At 51.3% G+C, this 20,933-nt stretch carries 20 protein-coding genes and 1 tRNA gene; 12 read left to right on the top strand and 9 right to left on the bottom strand.

What is annotated here, in order from left to right; all coding sequences use genetic code 11:
- The first annotated feature begins 40 nt into the window (after positions 1–40).
- Positions 41–1,897, top strand: a complete 1,857-nt coding sequence (locus TOLA_RS14405; protein ID WP_015879852.1) for a peptidase U32 family protein — start codon at positions 41–43, stop codon at positions 1,895–1,897.
- A gap of 13 nt (positions 1,898–1,910) precedes the next feature.
- Positions 1,911–2,360: a YaiI/YqxD family protein gene (locus TOLA_RS14400; RefSeq protein ID WP_015879851.1), complete on the top strand. Its 450-nt coding sequence runs from the start codon at positions 1,911–1,913 to the stop codon at positions 2,358–2,360.
- Between the two features lie 48 nt (positions 2,361–2,408).
- Here the strand turns inward: TOLA_RS14400 and TOLA_RS14395 are convergent, their stop codons facing one another.
- From TOLA_RS14395 to pyrB, 6 genes are all read right to left on the bottom strand, one after another.
- Positions 2,409–2,957 carry a DUF5384 family protein gene (locus tag TOLA_RS14395; protein WP_015879850.1) on the bottom strand — a complete coding sequence of 183 codons (549 nt, stop codon included), beginning with the start codon at positions 2,955–2,957 and terminating at the stop codon, positions 2,409–2,411.
- Between the two features lie 14 nt (positions 2,958–2,971).
- On the bottom strand, positions 2,972–3,484 hold the full coding sequence (locus TOLA_RS14390; protein WP_015879849.1) for a glycine zipper 2TM domain-containing protein: 513 nt from the start codon (positions 3,482–3,484) through the stop codon (positions 2,972–2,974).
- Between the two features lie 138 nt (positions 3,485–3,622).
- Entirely contained in the window at positions 3,623–4,816 is a 1,194-nt protein-coding gene (locus TOLA_RS14385) for a monovalent cation:proton antiporter-2 (CPA2) family protein (RefSeq protein ID WP_015879848.1), read from the bottom strand.
- Between the two features lie 17 nt (positions 4,817–4,833).
- A complete protein-coding gene (locus tag TOLA_RS14380; protein WP_015879847.1) occupies positions 4,834–5,976 on the bottom strand; it encodes a multidrug effflux MFS transporter in 1,143 nt (380 codons plus the stop codon).
- Between the two features lie 152 nt (positions 5,977–6,128).
- The gene (gene pyrI, locus TOLA_RS14375) at positions 6,129–6,593 is read right to left on the bottom strand and encodes an aspartate carbamoyltransferase regulatory subunit (RefSeq protein WP_015879846.1); all 465 of its coding nucleotides are present in this window, start codon (positions 6,591–6,593) and stop codon (positions 6,129–6,131) included.
- Positions 6,594–6,603: 10 nt separating this feature from the next.
- Positions 6,604–7,527: an aspartate carbamoyltransferase gene (pyrB, locus tag TOLA_RS14370; protein ID WP_015879845.1), complete on the bottom strand. Its 924-nt coding sequence runs from the start codon at positions 7,525–7,527 to the stop codon at positions 6,604–6,606.
- A gap of 36 nt (positions 7,528–7,563) precedes the next feature.
- On the opposite strand from pyrB, the gene TOLA_RS16800 reads away from it, so the two are divergent.
- On the top strand, positions 7,564–7,707 hold the full coding sequence (locus tag TOLA_RS16800) for a hypothetical protein (protein ID WP_171804917.1): 144 nt from the start codon (positions 7,564–7,566) through the stop codon (positions 7,705–7,707).
- 215 nt (positions 7,708–7,922) lie between these two features.
- Positions 7,923–7,999 (top strand) — tRNA-Trp (locus TOLA_RS14365).
- 55 nt (positions 8,000–8,054) lie between these two features.
- Here the strand turns inward: TOLA_RS14365 and viaA are convergent.
- The gene (gene viaA, locus TOLA_RS14360) at positions 8,055–9,494 is read right to left on the bottom strand and encodes an ATPase RavA stimulator ViaA (RefSeq protein ID WP_015879844.1); all 1,440 of its coding nucleotides are present in this window, start codon (positions 9,492–9,494) and stop codon (positions 8,055–8,057) included.
- Positions 9,495–9,497: 3 nt separating this feature from the next.
- A complete protein-coding gene (locus TOLA_RS14355; protein ID WP_015879843.1) occupies positions 9,498–11,138 on the bottom strand; it encodes an ATPase RavA domain-containing protein in 1,641 nt (546 codons plus the stop codon).
- Positions 11,139–11,323: 185 nt separating this feature from the next.
- Between TOLA_RS14355 and TOLA_RS14350 the strand changes: the two genes are divergently transcribed.
- The 5 genes from TOLA_RS14350 to pntB all read left to right on the top strand — a co-directional run bounded on the left by TOLA_RS14350 (position 11,324) and on the right by pntB (position 16,418).
- Positions 11,324–11,677, top strand: coding sequence for a hypothetical protein (locus TOLA_RS14350; protein WP_015879842.1), 354 nt, complete (start codon positions 11,324–11,326; stop codon positions 11,675–11,677).
- Positions 11,667–12,113: a ribosomal protein S18-alanine N-acetyltransferase gene (rimI, locus tag TOLA_RS14345; RefSeq protein ID WP_015879841.1), complete on the top strand. Its 447-nt coding sequence runs from the start codon at positions 11,667–11,669 to the stop codon at positions 12,111–12,113. Before TOLA_RS14350 ends, rimI begins: the two co-directional genes overlap by 11 nt.
- Before the next feature lie 44 nt (positions 12,114–12,157).
- Complete coding sequence (locus TOLA_RS14340; RefSeq protein ID WP_171804936.1) at positions 12,158–13,039, top strand: peptidoglycan DD-metalloendopeptidase family protein; 882 nt, start codon at positions 12,158–12,160, stop codon at positions 13,037–13,039.
- A 338-nt stretch (positions 13,040–13,377) separates the two neighbouring features.
- The gene (locus tag TOLA_RS14335) at positions 13,378–14,910 is read left to right on the top strand and encodes a Re/Si-specific NAD(P)(+) transhydrogenase subunit alpha (protein WP_015879839.1); all 1,533 of its coding nucleotides are present in this window, start codon (positions 13,378–13,380) and stop codon (positions 14,908–14,910) included.
- An 11-nt stretch (positions 14,911–14,921) separates the two neighbouring features.
- Positions 14,922–16,418: a Re/Si-specific NAD(P)(+) transhydrogenase subunit beta gene (gene pntB / locus TOLA_RS14330; protein WP_015879838.1), complete on the top strand. Its 1,497-nt coding sequence runs from the start codon at positions 14,922–14,924 to the stop codon at positions 16,416–16,418.
- An 83-nt stretch (positions 16,419–16,501) separates the two neighbouring features.
- Here the strand turns inward: pntB and TOLA_RS14325 are convergent, their stop codons facing one another.
- The gene (locus TOLA_RS14325) at positions 16,502–17,287 is read right to left on the bottom strand and encodes a cytochrome C assembly family protein (protein WP_015879837.1); all 786 of its coding nucleotides are present in this window, start codon (positions 17,285–17,287) and stop codon (positions 16,502–16,504) included.
- 205 nt (positions 17,288–17,492) lie between these two features.
- Here TOLA_RS14325 and ffh point away from each other — a divergent pair, with 205 nt between their 5' ends.
- The 3 genes from ffh (at position 17,493) to birA (ending at position 20,931) form a co-directional block, all read left to right on the top strand.
- Positions 17,493–18,866: a signal recognition particle protein gene (ffh, locus tag TOLA_RS14320; protein WP_015879836.1), complete on the top strand. Its 1,374-nt coding sequence runs from the start codon at positions 17,493–17,495 to the stop codon at positions 18,864–18,866.
- A gap of 62 nt (positions 18,867–18,928) precedes the next feature.
- Entirely contained in the window at positions 18,929–19,969 is a 1,041-nt protein-coding gene (murB, locus tag TOLA_RS14315; protein WP_015879835.1) for a UDP-N-acetylmuramate dehydrogenase, read from the top strand.
- Positions 19,966–20,931, top strand: a complete 966-nt coding sequence (gene birA, locus TOLA_RS14310) for a bifunctional biotin--[acetyl-CoA-carboxylase] ligase/biotin operon repressor BirA (protein WP_015879834.1) — start codon at positions 19,966–19,968, stop codon at positions 20,929–20,931. The genes murB and birA overlap by 4 nt, the downstream gene beginning before the upstream one ends.
- Positions 20,932–20,933: the final 2 nt, after the last annotated feature.

The following is a 20,933-nucleotide window of genomic DNA, read 5'->3' as shown; positions in this document are numbered from 1 at the left end:
ATCGCCCCTCTTTTTCGTTCCGTTAGTATGCCTCCCGCACATGAATCACCGTCATAAACTAGAACTGCTCGCCCCGGCGAAAAATCTCGAATTTGGTATCGAAGCTATCAACCATGGCGCCGATGCCGTTTACATCGGTGGCCCGACTTTCGGCGCCCGGGCGGCGGCAGGGAACAGTATCGCTGATATTGAAAAGCTGGCTGCCTATGCCCATCGTTACGATGCCAAGGTGCTGGTGGCGTTTAATACCATTCTGCGGGATGACGAACTGGACGGTGCACAACGTCTGACGCATCAGCTCTATGAAGCGGGCGTGGATGCCCTGATCGTGCAGGATCTGGGGCTGTTGCGCCTCGATCTGCCACCGATCGCATTGCATGCCAGTACCCAGCTGGATAACCGTACCCCGGAAAAGGTTCGTTTTCTGCAAGATGTCGGTTTCTCGCGGGTCGTGCTGGCACGCGAACTCTCACTGGAGCAGATCCGGGCGATTGCACAGCAGACCTCGGCCGAGCTGGAATTCTTTATCCACGGTGCGCTGTGTGTCAGCTACAGTGGCCAGTGTTATATCAGTCATGCCGTCACCGGACGCAGTGCTAACCGCGGCGAGTGCGCGCAGTTGTGCCGGGTGCCCTGTACGCTGGAAACCCGTGAGGGAGCTGCATTAGCCAAAGATCAGCATCTGTTGTCGCTGAAAGACATGAACCAGACAGCCAATCTGCAGGCACTGGCGGAAGCGGGAGTCAGTTCATTCAAAATTGAAGGCCGCCTGAAGGATCTCTCCTACGTCAAAAACGTGACCGCCTGGTACCGGCAGAAACTGGATGCCATTATGGACGGGCAGCCGCAATGGCAGCGTGCGTCTGCGGGACGTAGCCGTTATACCTTTACCCCCAAACCCGAGAAAAGTTTTAACCGTGGTGGTACGGATTACTTTCTGCATGGCCGTCAGATGCCGATCACCTCGTTCCTGACACCAAAATTTGCCGGTGAGCCGGTAGGGAAAGTGAGCCGGCTGGGTGATAAATGGCTCGAGGTGCAGGGTGCAGAAGCCTTTCATAACGGTGATGGCTTAAGCTATTTCAATCAGAAGAACGAACTGGTCGGCTTGCGGGTCAACCGGGCCGAAGGTAACCGGCTGTTTCCGGCCGAACCGGTGCGCGGGCTGGCAGCAGGCACCTTGCTGTATCGCAACCATGATCAGGAATTTGAAAAACTGCTGGAGAAAAAATCTGCAGAACGTCATCTCAGTGTGACGCTGCAGCTGAGCGAAACCGATCAGGGATTTGCCCTGCAGATCACCGATGAGCAAGGTATCAGTGCGCAGGCTACCTTAGCGCTGGCGAAAGAAGCGGCCAGCAATCCGGAGCGTGCACAGACCACATTGCGGGAGCAACTGGCCAAGCTGGGGAACACCATGTTTGTGGCGGATAACGTTGAGCTCCGGTTGTCGCAGCCCTGGTTTATTCCGGTCAGCAGCCTGAATGCCCTGCGCCGCGAGGCGGTGGAGCAGTTGGAGCTGGCGCGGATGGCGGCCTATCAGCGTCCGCAGCCTAATCTGCAACGTTCACCGCTGGCGGTATTCCCGCAGCAGAAACTCAGTTATCTGGGGAACGTGTATAACCAGCAGGCGGCCGCGTTTTATCAGCAGCATGGTGTCAGTGATATTGCCCCGGCCTATGAAATGAACCAGCAGCCGGATGAAGTATCGCTGATGATCACGAAGCATTGTCTGCGCTACAGTTTTGATCAGTGCCCGAAAGAACGGGAACCGGGGTTCAAACCGGATCATCTGGTTCTGAAAATGGGTAAAGAGGCGTTCCGGCTGAAATTTGACTGTAAACGCTGCGAAATGCATGTGCTGGGTAAACTGAAACAGCCCAAAGGGCAGAAATAACAAAGGGAACATCATGTCAATCTGGGTGGATGCGGACGCCTGTCCGAATGCAGTTAAAACCATTCTGTTCCGTGCCGCAGAACGCACGGCTATGCCACTGATTCTGGTTGCAAATCAGTCAATCAGTGTACCGGCCAGCCGGCATATCCGGACACTGCGTGTTGAATCGGGTTTCGATGTGGCGGACAATGAAATTGTCAAACGGGTGGAGCCCGGTGATCTGGTGATCACCAGTGATATTCCGCTGGCCGCTGATGTCATCGAAAAAGGCGGTTTTGCATTAACCTCACGTGGTGAAGAATTTACCCGGGAAAACATCCGTGGCCGGTTAAACATCCGTGATTTTATGGATACCATGCGTGCCAGCGGTATCCAGAGTGGCGGCCCGGCACCATTCAGTGAAACAGAAAAACGGGCCTTTGCAAATGCCCTGGATCGGTATCTGGCTAGGGCAAAAAAATAAAGAGGCGATGAGCCTCTTTATTAAATTAACGTCCGTTCGATACGCGGGTTATTCGTCACTACTGAACCAGCCGGAGGCTTTCTTCTCTTTGGCTTTGCCTTCGCTGGTCATCATTGATTTTGTGCCTTCAGATACATTCCGGGTTGCATCGGCTCTGGATTGGATACTGTCCGTTTCTGCATCTTGTTGTTTTAACTCCCGATCAATGTAGTCATCAGCGCGTTTTGATTTGGCCTTTAATGCAGCCAACTCGGCTTTCTGACGCTCAATTTCCAGATCCCGGAGTTGATCTTCGTAGCTCTGCTCCCGTTTTTTATCCGTCAGTGCCGCTTCCGCTTTGGCCTTTTCTCTGGCGGCACTTCGGGCCGCTGTCGCCGCGCGAGCCCGGGCTTCTTTGCGCTCCTGTGCCTCATATTCTTTACGAATACGCTCTTCTTCGGCTTTCATTTCAGCTATCGCTTTGCGTTCCGCGGCTTTTTCATCGGCAATGCGCTGCTGTTGCACCTGATCTATGGTTGCCAGTTGTTCCTGCAACGATTGAGCATTAGCCGCTGGTAGCAACATCACGAAACCAATTGCGATTAGTGTCTTTTTCATCAAAGCCCCCTTGCTTACGACTTGACCGGACAAGTTGCATTGGGTTGCAGGCGGGTTTCTGCGCCATCTGAAGAGACCACTAACGCAACGCCGGGGGTAAACTCACAGGTCTTGCCAACCTGAGCTGAATTGTACGTCTCTCCATCTTCCACATAGGTAATAGCGACGCCATCAACCAGAACTTTATCTTTGACTAATGAGCCGCCAACTGCGCCCACACCCGCACCGGCGACTGCGCCCACGGCAGTACCAGAGCCGGAGTGGTTCGTGGTCTTGTTGCCGAGAACTCCGCCGGCAATGGCACCGAGTACACCCCCAATCATTTGTGCATTCTGTTTGCCTTCCGTGTTATCCACTTCAATCCTGGCGGGCAGGACGGCGAGGATTTTGACTGTTTTCGCGGCCTGGCGGCTGTTCACCTGGCCTGCGGTGTAAACGTTGGCCTGATATTGTTCACCCGACGTTGAACAACCGGCGATCATGGCGGAAATGGTTAAAGCGATAACAGACAAAGTAATTTTTTTCATGTTTTTATCCACGTGTGTTTAATTTTTTAATTAAAAGCCGGTGGATTTTAAAAGAACAGGGATGAGTTGTCAGAGGTGAATGCTGACAACTGATTGATCTAACAGGATTATTTTAACAGAACTGACGGTTCCACTGATTCACTCAGCGGGAATCTGTTTCTTTTCTCTGTATTTTTCAAGCCAGCCGAACAGGAACGGATTCAGCATGATCGAGAAAATAGCGCCCGCCAGCACCAAATCACGGGCTTCGTTTGGTAAGAGTTTCAGATAAATGGCCAGTCCGGTCAGAATAAAGGCAAATTCGCCGATCTGTGCCAGGCTGGCCGATATGGTCAGGGCAACGGAGTTGGAATAACCAAACAGGCGGACCAGCCCGTACGCGGCCAGAGATTTGCCGGCAATAATAATCAGCACCGTCAGCAATACCGCCAGCGGTGCCCGCAGCAGAATTGCGGGATCGAACAGCATGCCGACCGAGACAAAAAACAGTACCGCAAATGCATCCCGCAGCGGCAGGGTATCATGTGCTGCCTTATGACTCAGTTCAGAACCACTTAACACCACGCCGGCAAAAAAAGCACCCAGTGCAAACGAAACGCCAAAGAGTTTCACCGCACCAAACGCAATGCCCAAGGCAATCACCAGTACCGCCAGCGTAAATAATTCACCCGAACCCGTGCTGGCAGTGTGTTTTAGTACTAATGGGATCAGGCGGCGCCCAATCACAAACATCAATACGATAAACGCAAACACTTTGCCAAGCGTGACGCCCAGTTGTTGCCATAAATTGAATGCAGGATCAGCATCGCCGGAATGCGCCAACACCGGTAATAACACCAGTGCCAGTACCATCACCAGATCTTCGACAATCAGCCAGCCAATCGCGATCTGACCTTCCCGTTTCATCAATAACCCTTTGCTTTCCAGCGCCCGCAGCAGCACAACAGTGCTGGCCGTGGATAAACTCAAACCAAACACCAGTCCGGTGGTCCATGACCAGCCAAACAGTTTTCCGGCCAGAGCGCCAAGCAAGGTAGCCAGGACAATTTGTAAAATCGCACCGGGGCTCGCGATGAATTTGACAGAAAGAAGGTCTTTTACTGAAAAATGCAGTCCGACACCAAACATCAGCAGAATGACACCTAACTCCGCCAGTTCTGCTGCCAATGCCTGATCAGCGACAAAACCGGGAGTAAATGGCCCGATCAACACACCCGCCAGCAGATATCCCACCATATTGGACAGACGTAACCGGTGAGCAATCATGCCAAAAATGAAAGCCATGGTCAGCGCGCCGACTAAGGTGGTGATGAGAGGCAGGGAATGGGGCATCAGTTCAGGATCTCCGGTTAATGGGCGAGAGACAGACGACGGATCGCCAGCCAGGGAATAGCACTTCCGATCAGGATCATGGCTGCAATCAATACAATTTTAGCATCGGGCATCAGAGAGACCATTTGCATACCGATGGCACCCAGAATAAACGACGAAAATGTCAGTAGCGAAGACGCGGCACCAATATCACTGTGCACCTGTTCCAGCACCATGTGATTACACAGCGGACGGCTTATCCCCATAAAAAACGATGCCGCAAACATGGATACAGCAAAACTGATGCTGGTCGGGTGCCAGAGCAGCATCAGCGTGCCGGCAAGAAACATTCCGGCCAGTGACCAGTTCAGGATCTGCATTGATGAAAAATGTGTGCTCAGCCGGGCACAACAGAATGAGCCGGCCATTAAAGCGAGCGCGTTAAAACCAAATAACAAGCCAAACTGCTGCGCGGACAATTGAAAATCAAGCATATAAATGCTGCCGGAGGCGGCTAGAAATGAGTAAAAGAACAGCGGTGTAATGGCAAAAACCAATGTCAGTGAGCGATACGTGCGGTTTTTAAATAACACCATATAGCGGCGTAAAACAGCCGTGAGACCACCCTGCGTCCGGTGAATAGCAGGTTCTTTTAACGTTAAAGTGCCAATAAGTGAAGCCAGCGCCAGGATCACATGCGTGATAAAGATGATCCGCCAGGAAAGATGCTCAATGACCCAGCTGCCCAGCATCGGCGCCAGCATCGGCACTAAGGGCACGATCACGCCGATGTAAGCCATGATTTTTTTCTGTTGCTGACCGGTATAGAGATCTTTCGACAGGGTCAGGCATAACGAAGAGGCGGCTGCCGCGCCACACCCTTGCAGAAAACGGGCGACGACCAGCTGACCAATCGATTGCGCCATCGCACAGAACAGACTGCCGGCGATAAAAATCAATAATCCGGCAAACAATACCGGACGTCGTCCGAAACGATCAGCCAGTGGCCCGTAAACTAATAAGAACAGGCTGAAAGTAATAAAAAAGATCACCAGTGAAAAATTGGCCTGTGCCAGTGACAGTTGCCACATATGTTGCAGCATCGGTAATGCCGGCAAATACATATCAGTCGCGAGTGCCGGGAAACCTGCCAGCAGAATAATCAGGACAAACGGAGGCATTACAGAACCTTTTTCTGAAAATAGGGGAAGAAAAAACGATAACAAAAAAGTAACAGTTTGCACTGGTCAAAGCCAGTATCAGATGGGGCTATTCATGAAATCGGTTACAAATGAAGGATACGCCTGCCGGAGCAGGCGTAAGAAGAGAATGATCAGAACGCTTCGCTGACGATTTCTTTGGTAAAGGATTTTTCGCAGTAATGACATTTCAGACGGACTTCACCCTGTGTTGAGCGCACACCGAAGCGACTGCGTACCGGTTCACGGTGACTGATGCAGTTTGAGTTCGGGCAGGCAAAAACGCCAACAATCTCTCCCGGCAATTCCAGCTGATGTTTGGTGACGACTTTGAAGTCTTCAATGATATTCACGGTTGCCTGCGGGGCAAACAAGGCTAACTGGTTCGCCTGATCCGCCGTCAGCTGCGTGTTTTCCACTTTGATCAGATCTTTTGATCCCAGCGCTGCTGATGGCAGATTTAAACCAACCGTAATACGCTGACGGGTGTCCAGCAAATGGAACAATTTCAGGATCTTGATCCCCTGACCGGCAGGAATGTGGTCAATCACCGAACCATTACAGATCGCTTCGACTTGCAGCTGTTTTTTCTCTGACATGATCGGCTCCTTATACTTCTTCATTCAAAACTAATGCCAGTAACGCCTGACGTGCATACACCCCGTTACCGGCCTGCTGGAAATAGTAAGCATGATTTGTGTCATCCACATCGGTATGGATCTCATCCACACGTGGCAGCGGGTGCAGGATCTTCATATTCGGCTTGGCAGTTTTCAGTTCATCCGCTGACAGCACAAACTTAGCGGCAATATGACGGTATTCCGACTCTTCAAAGCGCTCTTTCTGGACACGGGTCATATACAGAATATCCAGTTCCGGCATTACTTCTTCAATCGTGTCATGGAAGCTGAATTCAATACCTTTCTCGGTCAGTTCTTCACAGATGTAATCCGGCATCGCCAGCGCTTCCGGAGAGATAAAGTAGAAGCGGGCACCGAACAGACTTAACGCCTGTGCCAGCGAGTGTACCGTGCGGCCATACTTCAGATCACCAACGAAGGCCAGTTTCAGGCCATCCAGGGTGCCCTGAGTTTCATAGATACTGAACAGATCCAGCAAGGTCTGTGTCGGATGCTGGTTGGAGCCATCGCCGGCATTGATTACCGGTACTGAAGAGAACTCGGCAGATAACCGTGCCGCACCTTCCTGCGGATGACGGATCACAAATGCATCCGTGTAAGAGGTGATCACGCGAACAGAATCGGCCAGCGTTTCCCCTTTTTTCGCCAGTGACGTGTTACCGGCATCAGCAAAACCAATCACTGAACCACCCAGACGGTGTACCGCGGTTTCAAATGACAGGCGGGTGCGGGTTGACGCTTCAAAGAAGCAGCTGGCAATCACCTTATGTTGCAGCAGGTCATGCCGCGGCGACTGCTTCAGCTGGCTGGCTGTCTGAACAACCAGTTCCAGATCAGTCCGGCTCAAATCGGCGATCGACAGGATATTTTTTTTATACAGGGGGTTGGCCATGGCGATAGTGTCCTCAGACAGGATAGGAGCAGGCGATTGAGCGCTGCTCTGGGTGTAAAGGCACAGAAAAAAGCCCCTGCAAACGGGGCTTTTGGCATGAAATCAGAAGAATGGAAAAAACATTGCCAGCAATTTGATGTGGCAACGTGCAAAAAGTCAGATCAATGTCCTGATGCATGATGAAGCGTCCATTCTGTCAGTGCGCGCTGATTATAGTTGATGGGGTGGGGTGTGTTAAGCGACCAGACACAAAGATCTGCGGTTAAAAAAGGCCATCAGACGCTTTTTTTGCTGAAATCAGAAGTAATTAGCTAAAAAAGCAGCAAACGCACCGGCCAGCATAAAAATCGCTTTACCTTTCAGAGGCAATTCGTATAATCGCCAGCGTAAATTGCAGGGGCGTAGTTCCAATTGGTAGAACAGCGGTCTCCAAAACCGATGGTTGGGGGTTCGAATCCCTCCGCCCCTGCCAACTAAAACCAGCGAAAGCTGGTTTTTTAGTTTCTGCCTTCCGGAAACATTTCCTCTTACCGTACCTTCCGTAACACCCGTCCCGACAGACTGGTATCAAATTTCCAGACGTTATCAAAAATCTTCATTAATGCCGGTTTACCGTGCCGCGATAAGCTAACCGCATTAAAACGATTGCCGTTACGTTTGATCTGTTGTGCTTGTTGTTCTGTTTCTACGCTTAAACGCTGGGCGATAAAGTCAGACAGCACCACCGCATCGGCATTGCTGAAGCGTGCCTGTTGCATATAGTGCATCACCTGCTGCATGCAGGGTTCCAGATCGGTGCCCCCTTTGAATGAACAACCGAGGAAGTTCAGGGCTTCCTGCAAGCCTTCCGGGCCGGTCAGTTCATAGGTCACCACATCCGTGGAAAACAGCATGATCACACAGGCCCGGTTTTCCGAAAGGGCAATTTGCAGCAATGCAAAACAGAAGCCTTTGGCACAGTCTTCCGGATAGCCACTCATCGAACCGGAAGTATCAATACAGACAATAAACGGCCCTTTGGTGTCCTGAGTTTCACCGAAAGTGCGTTGTTCACTCATCACCGTTTCGAGACTGCGGCTTTGTCCCATAAACTGATAATTCAGTAACCGCCGTTCTGCCAGTTGTTTGTAGAACACGGTTTCCAGTTCCGGTTCAGTCAGTAAAACAGTCTCAGAACTGATCAACCGGTTCAGCTCGTTACTCTGATGTATACCGACCAGATCGTCCGGCACCTGTTCATGCTGTACAGTCTGCCATTCCGCTGTTTCCACCCGATTGATCTGTTCTTCTGCACTGCTGTCCTGCGTTGCGGCCCGGCCCAGAGCATCGGCAATTTTTTTCAGTTCGGGGTTATGCGTCAGGAAACTGGCATAGTGCCGGAATAACGAGCTGTTGCCCTGTAAAAGATGGGTCGCCGTGAGATCCCACAGTTTACCGGGGTGTTGCGGTGCCAGTGTTTCATCCAGCTCGCCGGCAACCTGCATGCGCAGTTCCAGTTGCTGCAGCATCCGCTCGCGCTCTTGTTCGGCAAAAATGATCTCGAGCGATAAGACCTGTGATACCAGATGTTCCCGCCATTTCTGTATAAACAGCTGTTTACGGTTATGTGCATTGGCCTGACTGAGGGTCAGTAATAAATTCTGCGCATCGGTATGGAAATCAGAGTGTTGTAGCTGAACCAACAAGTCCGCACTTTGTTGCGTAAATTGTTCGGCACTTAAACCTTGTGCATCCAGATAGAGAATATATTCCTGCTGCAAATCGTCCGGCACCGGGATGTTTTTCAGCTGTGCCGGAATAGACTGACTCCATTGTTGTACATGCTCTTGTACGTTTTTGAAAAACAACGGATGCTCATGCATAAATTGTGAAACCTGTGGCGAAGACATGACCGTCGATACCAGATCCTGCACCATCTGGGTTTCGTTTATTGACAGCAGCAGCGACAGTGTTTGTAAATCGACCATAGGTTAGTGTCCGGCTAACTGAACCAGTGATTCAAGGCTATGCAAGTTTGCTTCCAGCTGTTGCTGCAGGTTTTTAATTTCACTGTCCAAACGCAGAAAACTGTCTTCGATTGCGGTCAGTGACTCCTGCGCCAGAAACAGATGCGGGCATTCCACGGTGAATAACAGATATTGTTTTTTCACATCATCGCGGATCTTGCGCCATTCATTCTGCATACTGTCCAGCTGTTCCTGCCAGGTTTTCTGTTGCCAGTCAGGTAAACCCTGTTTGCCGGAAATGGTCAGTGCAATTGGCCGGTTGGCGCTGTCCCGGGCAATCAGGATGGCATGTCCGTCCGTACCCTGAATATCCGCATCGAAACGCAGCGGGATTGTATTTTGATCTTCCTGCAGACGTACCGGTACGGGTTCCTGTTTGTGCAGCCAGAGCATTAACTCTTTACGACGTAATGTCGCAAACCTGATTTCACGCTCCGGATGCTTCGGATCAAGATAGGCGGTTTGCAGAAAAATCAGCCGGTAATTTTCTGCAACCGGGCTCAGTCCTGCCGCTTTAAAATCAAGATGCCATCCTTTGCCGCGCGGACGTATCAGTTTCTGTGCCGGGGAGAGACGGCAACCGAGGATCTTGGTTTGTTCCCGCTGATATTGCTGCAACTCAGTTTGCAAACGCTTGAGTGAGAAATGTAAATTTTCCTGTCCGAAGGCCAGTTTACAGGCGAAGTCATGCAGCATGGACTCAATCTGTTGCCGGGCATACAGGTCATGCCACAGGCAATCTTTCAGTAGTAACAGATCCAGGCTGTTGATTTTCTGCCGGCCATTAAAGAATGCACTGGCCTGCAACAAGCGTAAGGCTTTTTTCCAGCGGCGATCCGAGACATACATCGAATCCAGTTGCTCGCTGTTTTGCTGACTCAGACGGAAGATCTGATCGCGCAACGCGTACAACTGCTCAAAAATCGCATCCGGGAGCGTGACTAGAGCCAGTGCCCGTTGCCATTCGTTATACTCATCATCACTGATTTTAATATCGGTATTGACCGGATCGTATTGCGGATCCTGACGGCTTATCAGCATTGCGCGGAAATTCTGTTTATCCTGAATGCGATCCATCCAGATACGCACCAGCATGCGGTCATACAACGCTTCCAGGCCGCTGTCTTTCTGCGGTAATTCATTCGATGCGGTCACCAGCAGTCGCATCGGAACAGCGACTTCGCGTTCGCCATTACGGAAACGGTGTTCATTAATCACGGTCAGTAAGGTATTCAAAATCGCCGGGCCGGCTTTCCAGATCTCATCCAGAAATACCACTTCCGCATCCGGCAGATAACCGTCGGTCAGACGCAGATAGCGGCCATCATCTTTCAGTGCCTGGATCGATAACGGACCAAATACCTCTTCCGGCGTCGAAAAGCGGGTCATCAGATATTCAAATGCCCGACTGTCGCGAAAAGCATGGATCAGCCGGCGGGCAATCAGACTTTTGGCAATCCCCGGCGGGCCAAGCATAAACACGCTTTCACCTGACAGGGCGGCCAGCAAACAAAGCCGGATCACGTCTTTTCGTTCAAATAAGCTTTGGGACAGTGCATCAATCAACCGTCCTATCCGTTCCTGAAGCTGTTTATTGTTCTGCATTCAACCGTTCTCCGTCGCTGTAACCACTGCTGTGCGACACTCATTAGCTATAATGCCGTAACAATTATTTTACAGGCTTGTTTTATATCATTGATCCATGAAATTGGTGTATCCGGTCTGACAGAAGCTGTTTTTTCTCTGGCGACTCTGGTATGAATGCATCCGGAAAACAGAGAGAGGCCCTCGTGTCAAAATCGATTTTGCGTCATATGCACATAACTGACTGGCAGTTGCGCTGTCCGGAGGTGTTGCCGCATGCGCCTTCGGCGCTCAGAAGCAAAGCCGGGCCCGTCTGCTGGGTAGTCGGTGACCTGCCGGGCTGGATCGATGATCTTTGTCTGGTTCTGCATCTGGCCGATTATCAGCATGTGCTTCAGCCAGCAGATTTACCGGTATCATTAGATGAAGGTGACTGGATCCTGTGGAGCGGCGAGAGCGTTACGCCGGAAAATTATCCGCATGCGCACCAGCTTTCATTAAGCTCATCTGCTTCAGCGAAGCAACAACTATGGCATCAGATCTGTCAGTATGAAAATTGAATTTATTGTTCCGGATAAAACCCATCTGCAAGCGCTTTACGATATTGAATGCCGGGCTCATCAATATCCATGGAGCCATCATTTATTATCATCAAACTTTGGTAACCGTTATTTCAATGGTGCCATCCTGCATCAGCAGCAGATTATCGGCTTTTATATCGCAGATTTATTGCTGGATGAAAGTACGCTGCTGAATATCTGTATTGATCCTGCATGGCAGGGACACGGATTTGGCCAGCAATTATTAGAACATTACCTGCAGCAGACAGCAGCACGTGGCTGTATACAATGGTGGCTGGAAGTCAGAGCCTCGAACATCACGGCACAAAATTTATATCAGAAAATGGGCTACCATGAAGTGGGCCTGCGGAAAAATTATTATCAGAACGGGAATGTCAGCGAAGATGCGTTTGTGATGCAGCGCTTTCAGGATTGATGACACAGGATGTTCCGGTAATGCAGAAAGTGCGGTGTTTCGTCATGACATTATTGCTGGTGGTTGCTGTTTCAGCAGACGCCGCATCGGTCTACAAATATGTCGATGAAAGAGGGGTTGTCAGTTATACCGATCAATATGCCCGTGCTCAGCCGTTTAATCCGGTCGAAATTGAGATCTGGGAACCGGAGCAGGATGCGGTCACACTGCGCTATACCAAAATGGGCAACCTCTATCTGTATAACAGCCTTTATGGACCGGTGACGGTGACCTTAAAAATGAACCGGCAGGATAATATTATTGCCCACCGGAATCTGTCCCAGCCGATCGTGGTTGCGCCCAGAACCGAAATCTTTGTCGATCAGGTTAACTACCTGGGGCAGGGTAAACTCGAGTTTAGTTACCATTTTTCAGTGGGGACGCCTTCCGATATCCAGAAAGATCACTCGATCTTGCGTTCGCCGTTTGCCGGTAGTTTTCGGATCTCACAGGCATTTAATGGGAGTTACAGCCATAACCTGCCGGGAAACCGCTATGCGCTGGATATCGCGATGCCGGTGGGAACACCGGTACTGGCTGCGAAGTCCGGCACCGTACTGGATATGAGAGACAGCTTTAACAGTCACAGCACCAATCCGCAAGACAGGGCAAAAACCAATTACGTTCGTTTATTGCATCCGGACGGCACTATGACGCTGTATGCGCATTTGAAAACCGGCAGCGGCATGGTGAAACCCGGGCAATTCGTTAAGGCCGGACAATTACTGGCATTGTCAGGCAATACGGGGTTCAGCACCGGACCGCATTTGCATTTTGCCGTGCAACGTAACAATGGTACGCGATTAGTCTCAATTCCTTTTGATTTACAGGGAATTGTGCCACAAAAGGGCAAATGGCTGGCTGGGCAGTCGGCATATGTCCGATGATCCCGATGATTAATCTATCGGTATAACCGATATCAATAATCAGAAGTTGCGATTTCAAGAGGAAAAACGCGTTGTTCATGCCAAATAATTATATTTAATCTTATTTTGTGCGTTTTTTTTCATGAGCAGAGCGGGTAGAGTATCTTCCCCATTTATTTCCGGGATTGTGCGTGAGCTCTCAGTGCTTGGCCGGTAGACTGAGTCCGCAACTCCCGGAAATAGAACTGAAGATGCAGGTACGTTTTTGTGTTGAAACGTCTACACTATTGCCTGCGAATACATGAACCGGTCGCTGTGGGCAATAATGCAGCGTCATTTTTCACTATCAGGGAAAAATCATGCAGATTGGAATACCGAGAGAAAGCCTTGCCGGTGAGACACGGGTCGCAGCTACCCCGAACACCGTCGAGCAACTAAAAAAACTCGGCTTCGACGTGATTGTCGAGTCTGGCGCTGGCGCTTTGGCCAGCTTTGACGATGCCGCGTACGTAGCCGCCGGCGCTAGCGTCGCAACGTCTGCCGATATTTGGCAGGCCAATATTATTTACAAGGTGAATGCCCCGTCCGATGTTGAAATCGGCTTGATTAAAGAAGGCGCCACCTTGGTCAGTTTCCTGTGGCCAGCGCAAAACCCTGAGCTGGTGGCGAAACTGTCGACCAAAAAAATCAATGTGCTGGCGATGGACATGGTGCCGCGTATCTCGCGTGCGCAGTCACTCGATGCCCTGTCTTCGATGGCCAACATCGGTGGCTATCGTGCGGTGATTGAAGCGGCACATTCGTTTGGTCGTTTCTTCACCGGTCAAATTACGGCGGCAGGTAAAGTGCCACCGGCAAAAGTGCTGGTGATTGGTGCCGGTGTGGCCGGTCTGGCGGCGATTGGTTCCGCTCGCTCACTGGGCGCGATTGTGCGTGCCTTCGATACTCGTTTAGAGGTGGCTGAACAAATCGAATCCATGGGTGGCGAGTTCCTGAAACTCGACTTCGGTGGCGAAGATGGTTCTTCCTCTGACGGTTACGCCAAAGTCATGTCCGATGAATTCATCAAAGCGGAAATGGCCCTGTTTGCAGAACAGGCCAAAGACGTGGACATCATCATCACCACGGCGCTCATTCCGGGTAAACCAGCACCAAAACTGATTACCAAAGAGATGGTTGATTCGATGAAGCCGGGCTCGGTGATTGTCGATTTGGCGGCTGCTACCGGCGGTAACTGTGAATACACAGTACCGGGTACGTTGTCAGTGACTGACTCTGGTGTGAAAGTGATTGGTTACACCGACCTGCCAGGTCGCCTGCCAACGCAGTCTTCTCAGCTGTATGCCACTAACCTGGTGAACCTGGCCAAGCTGTGGTGCAAAGAGAAAGACGGCAACATCAATCTGGATTTCAACGACGTGGTATTGCGTAACATGACCGTCGTGCATCAGGGTGAAGTGACCTTCCCGCCACCGGCGATTAGTGTTTCTGCGGCACCGAAACAGGAAGCAGCGAAACCAGCAGCGGCGAAAGCGGAAGCGAAGAAACCGTGCAAGTCGAAGAAATGGCTGGGTGTGGTCGGCCTGGGGTTGTTTGGTCTGTTAGGCCATGTTGCACCACCGGAATTCCTGTCGCATTTCACCGTGTTCGTGCTGGCCTGTGTGGTTGGTTACTACGTGGTGTGGAACGTAAGCCACTCACTGCATACGCCACTGATGTCGGTCACCAATGCAATTTCCGGCATCATCGTCGTCGGTGCGTTACTGCAGATTGGCAGTGATTCCACACTGGTGAAAGTATTGGCGTTTGTCGCGGTACTGATTGCCACTATTAACATCGTCGGTGGTTTCACCGTGACTCAGCGTATGCTGAAGATGTTCCGTAAGGGTTAAGGGGAGCTGACATGTCTCAAGGTTTAGTTACTGCGTCATACATTGTTGCCGCAGTTCTGTTTATTGCCAGTCTCGCCGGTTTATCCAAACAGGAAACCGCGAAATACGGTAACTGGTTTGGTATCACCGGGATGGCAATCGCACTGGTTGCGACCATTGCCAGCCCGAGTGTACACGGGGTGATTTTCATCCTGGTTGCCATGGTGATTGGTGGTGCGATTGGTGCGCGTTTAGCACTGAAAGTCGAAATGACTCAAATGCCGGAACTGGTTGCGGTGTTGCACAGCTTCGTGGGTCTGGCTGCGGTCGTGGTCGGTTATAACAGCTTCATTGAACTGTTACCTTCGGATGCGGTTCAACAACTGGTGCTGCCACTGAATGGCTCACCGGAAGAAATCATGGCTGCCGCACAGGCCGCTATCAGCCAACTGGCGGAACAAACTGTCAACGGCCATGGCCACCTGACCGGCGCGATGCTGAACATCCACCTGACGGAAATCTTCCTGGGCGTGTTCATCGGTGCGGTGACCTTCACCGGCTCTATCGTGGCGTTCGGTAAACTGCGTGGCACTATCAGCTCCAAACCGCTGAATATTCCACACAAGCACAAACTGAACCTGCTGGCCGCGGTCGCGTCCTTCGCGCTGATGCTGTACTTCATCAACGTCGGTGGGTCGACCTTCGCCATCATCGTGATGACGCTGATTGCGCTGGCCTTCGGCTGGCATCTGGTGGCCTCTATCGGTGGTGCCGATATGCCAGTCGTGGTGTCCATGCTGAACTCTTACTCTGGTTGGGCAGCGGCAGCCGCGGGCTTCATGCTCTCCAACGACCTGCTGATTGTCACCGGTGCGCTGGTGGGCTCGTCAGGTGCGATCCTGTCTTACATCATGTGTAAGGCAATGAACCGCTCGTTCATCTCCGTTATCGCCGGTGGTTTCGGTACTGACGGTACCGTGTCCTCTTCTGCATCAGAAGAAGTGGGCGAATACCGTGAAATGTCACCGGAAGATGTGGCTGACCTGCTGAAAAACTCCAGCTCCGTCATCATCACCCCGGGCTACGGCATGGCGGTGGCCCAGGCGCAGTATCCGGTTGCGGATATTACCCAGAAACTGCGGGATAAAGGCATCAACGTGCGCTTCGGTATCCATCCGGTTGCTGGTCGTCTGCCTGGTCACATGAACGTACTGCTGGCGGAAGCGAAAGTGCCTTACGATATCGTGCTGGAAATGGACGAAATCAACGAAGACTTCGCCGATACCGACACTGTACTGGTGATTGGTGCCAACGACACTGTTAACCCGGCGGCGATGGAAGATCCGGGCAGCCCGATTGCCGGCATGCCGGTACTGGAAGTGTGGAAAGCGCAGAACGTGGTGGTCTTCAAACGTTCAATGAACACCGGTTACGCTGGTGTGCAGAACCCGCTGTTCTTTAAAGAGAACTCGCACATGTGCTTCGGCGATGCCAAAGCCACTGTGGAAGCGATCCTGAAAGCACTGTAATCCAGGCTTCTCAGTAAATAAAAAGGGAGACTTCGGTCTCCCTTTTTATTCTGGTCAGATATCGGTTCACTGCAGTCAGATAATCAGAATATAAGCTGCAATAAGCGGCTGCCAAAATAAGCGACGGCGAGTAACACATTGCCAGTCAACGTCATAATAACCAGACGCTGTCCCCGCCATCCCCGCTGATAATGTCCCCACAGCAAGGTAGCGTAAAGACACCAGGCGACGACCGATAATCCGACTTTATCCAGATTGTTCGGTGCCAGTATGTTATCGATGAATAAAAAACCACTACTGATCGACAGTGTCAGCAAAACGCCGCCAATTTGTAACAACCGGACCAGCTGTTTTTCGATACTCAGCAAGGGTGGGACATTCTGTAAACGCAGCTTGCGGCGGTGTTTAAGCTGATAATTCAGATAAACCTGTAACAGCGCAAACAGACTGGCAATACTCATCATGGCATAGGAAAGCAGGGCCAGCGCAATATGAATAACTAATCCCGGACGATCGCCCAGGCTGGTCAGATAGTAATAAGGCGTAAATAAACTGCTGAATAATAATACTACAGTGAAAGCATAAGCGAATGGCAGCAGGATCCAGCTGTTTTGCTGCCGGCTAATAGCGGTGAGTAATCCGTTAATCAGCAGTGCGACCAATGAGGCAACATTGAGCACACTTAAATTCTGTACGGTCTGAGCCTGAATGATCGCCATGCCGAGTACAGCCAGGTGCAGTATCATTGCCAGCCAGGCAGCGGTCAGCACGCGGTCAGGGGTGTGAGTCTGAGCGCTGAAAAATTGCCGCATCACCAGTCCGGTTGCCAGCAGATAAAACCCAATGCCCAGTAATGCCACAATCAGCATAATTCATCAGAACCATCAAAAATGAGTTAAAGAGCAGTATAGCTTCCTCTTTATTCTGCAGCCATACGCAAATGTTAAATGAGAATTATTGACAAAATTTAATCGATTTCACCGACAAGTCATGTTCCGTGAATCCCTTTCTTTAGTATCTGCAGTGACTTGGCTATAATCGGCAACAATTTGGCCATAATCTGCGGAGCCAGTCATGTTTGAAACTTTAACCGAGCGTCTATCCGCCACGTTGCGCAACATCAGTGGCCGTGGACGTCTGACCGACGACAACATCAAAGATACCCTGCGCGAAGTGCGTATGGCTCTGCTGGAAGCTGATGTCGCGCTGCCTGTTGTCAAAGAATTCGTTAACCGCGTCAAAGAGCGCGCCGTAGGGCAGGAAGTCAATAAGAGCCTCAGTCCTGGCCAGGCCTTCATCAAAATTGTACATGGTGAGCTGATCTCCGTGATGGGGGAAGCCAATCAGGATCTGAATTTAGCCACCCAGCCTCCGGCGATTTTATTAATGGCGGGTTTGCAAGGGGCGGGTAAAACCACTTCTGTTGCGAAGCTGGCCAAATTCCTGACGGAACGTCAGAAGAAAAAGGTGATGGTTGTTTCTGCCGACGTCTATCGTCCGGCAGCGATCAAACAGCTGGAAACTTTGGCCAATGATATTGGCATCGAATTTTTCCCGAGTTCTACCAGCCAGACACCGGCTGAAATTGCCGCCGCCGCGCTGGATAGTGCCCGTAAGCGCTATTTTGATGTTCTGATTGTCGATACCGCCGGTCGTCTGCACGTCGACAGCGAGATGATGGAAGAGATCCAGCAATTACACAAACAGCTGAATCCTATCGAAACGCTGTTTGTCGTGGACGCCATGACCGGTCAGGATGCCGCGAATACCGCAAAAGCGTTCAGCGAAGCATTACCGCTGACCGGGGTTATCCTGACGAAAGCGGATGGTGATGCGCGTGGTGGTGCGGCGTTGTCCGTACGTCATATCACGGGCAAACCGATCAAGTTTATCGGTATGGGTGAAAAGACCGACGCACTGGAACCATTCTATCCGGACCGTATTGCCTCCCGCATCCTGGGTATGGGTGATGTGCTCTCTCTGATCGAGGAGATGGAGCGCAACGTCGATAAAGAAAAAGCCACCAAACTGGCGCAAAAAGTCCAGAAAGGGAAAGGCTTTGATCTGGAAGACTTCCGTGAGCAGCTGGTTCAGATGCGTAACATGGGCGGCATGATGGGGATGCTCGACAAATTGCCTGGTGTTTCCGGCTTACCGGATAATGTCAAAGGCCAGCTGGATGACAAACTCACGGTGCGGATGGAAGCAATCATCAACTCAATGACTAAAGGCGAACGCCGTAATCCCGATATTATCAAAGGATCACGTAAACGCCGTATTGCCATGGGGTCAGGTGTTGAAATTCAGGATGTTAACCGTTTGCTGAAGCAATTTGACCAAATGCAGAAAATGATGAAGAAAGTTGCCGGTAAAGGCGGCTTACGAAAAATGATGGGAAATATGAAAAATATGTTGCCGCCGGGTGGTTTCGGCCGCGGCGGTTTCTGATCTCAGCGAGCGGCACATCGGTGCCGCTTTGTTTTTCACCGGATCCAACAAGGTTTTAAAGTATGCAGCCTATCTCGCCTTTCCCGCTGAAACCCTTCAATACGTTTGGCCTGAATGCCAATGCCCGGATGGGGTTGATCCTCAGCGATGAAACCACACTGGACTCATTGCGTCAGAGCCCGTGGTGGTCTGACAGCCTGCCGCGTCTGTTGATTGGGGAAGGCAGTAATATCCTTTTCACCACAGACTTTGATGGTCTGGTGATTGTGAATCGTCTGAAGGGGATTTCTGTTCAGGAAACGGATGATGCCTGGTTGCTGCATGTTGCGGCGGGTGAAAACTGGCATCAACTGATCGCTTGGACACTACAAAACCAGATGCCGGGTATGGAAAATCTGGCATTGATCCCCGGTACGGTTGGTGCTGCACCGGTGCAGAACATTGGTGCGTATGGCGTCGAATTCTGCCAATTCTGTGATTACGTCGATACCTGGCATTTTGCCGACGGTCACAGGGCGCGATACAGTGCAGAACAGTGCCGGTTTGGTTATCGGGATAGTCTGTTCAAGCATGAGTTGCATGATCAGGTCATTATTACCGCTGTCGGTTTCCGGATCCCTAAACAGTGGCAACCTGTTGTGGAATACGGACCGCTGAAAGCGCTGGGGTCCACCGCCTCTGCGGATCAAATCTTCCATACCATCTGCGAATTACGGCAGAGTAAGTTGCCCGATCCGGCGATGTTGGGTAATGCCGGTAGCTTTTTTAAGAATCCGGTGGTGAGTTCAGCACTGGCCATGGAGCTGAAACGCCATTATCCCGCCATGCCGTGTTTTACCGCCGGAAGCGAACAGAACAAACTTGCCGCTGGCTGGCTTATCGATCAGGCCGGGCTTAAAGGATTTAGTCTGGGGGCTGCGGGTGTGCATCGTGATCAGGCGCTGGTCCTGGTCAACTTAGGCAATGCCACCGCGAACGAGATCCTGTCACTGGCTAAACATGTTGCCAGTACCGTGCGTCAGAAGTTTGCGGTGCAACTGGAGCCTGAAGTCAGATTCATTGGTTTATCCGGTGAAATAAACAGTTTGCAGGCGATCCAATGAAGCAACTGAACTCACGGCAGCAGGCGCTGCTCAGTATGCTCGCTGATGGTGGTTTCCATTCCGGTGAACAGATCGGTATTGCTCTGGGCATCAGCCGGGCAGCCATCAGTCAGCAAATAAAAAGTCTGCGCCAGCTGGGACTGGAGATATTCAGCATTACCGGCAAAGGTTATCGGCTGGATACGCCGCTGCAGCCACTGAATGCAGAGATTATCAGGTCTCATCTTCACGGCGCTCCGGTGCATACCTGTGCCGTCATTGGATCTACTAATCAATACATGATGGCTCAGCTGGATCGCTGGCAGAAAGGTGAATGCCTGCTGGCAGAAACGCAGACGGCCGGTCGTGGCCGTCGGGGACGGCAGTGGCATTCGCCATTTGGCAGTCAATTTATCATGAGTATGTACTGGCGACTGGATGATGGACCGAGTGCCGCCATGGGATTGAGTCTTGCAATTGGAGTTGCGGTCGTCAGGGCGCTGGAAGCGCAGGGATATCAGGGGCTCAGCCTGAAATGGCCTAATGATATCTATATGGCACGCCGGAAATTGGCGGGCATCCTGGTAGAAATGTCCGCCGCCGTCGGCGGTCTCTGCCATCTGGTGATTGGTGTCGGTATCAATCTGAACTTACCGGATGATGTCATCGCCCGTTTGGATCAACCCTGTGCGCATCTGGCTGAACAGACCGCAGCTATTGATCGGAATAAACTGAGTGCCGCCATTATCCACGCATTGCGGGAAACGTTAGCGCTTTTTGAACAGCAGGGATTAAGTGCCTTTTTAACGGAATGGAACCGGCTGGATATGTTTATGCAGCAGCCCGTAAAGGTTCTGCTGGGTGACCAGATAATACATGGTACTTACTGTGGTATAGACGGGCAGGGGAACATGCTGCTGCAGGATGGTAACGGTATTCGTAAATTTGTCGGCGGCGAGATATCACTGCGCGCCGACAGCTGAAT

This window comes from Tolumonas auensis DSM 9187 (genome assembly GCF_000023065.1).
Classification (GTDB): Bacteria; Pseudomonadota; Gammaproteobacteria; order Enterobacterales; family Aeromonadaceae; genus Tolumonas; species Tolumonas auensis.
The sequence above is the reverse complement of the archived record's forward strand: the minus strand, read 5'-3'. Positions and strand labels throughout refer to the sequence as shown.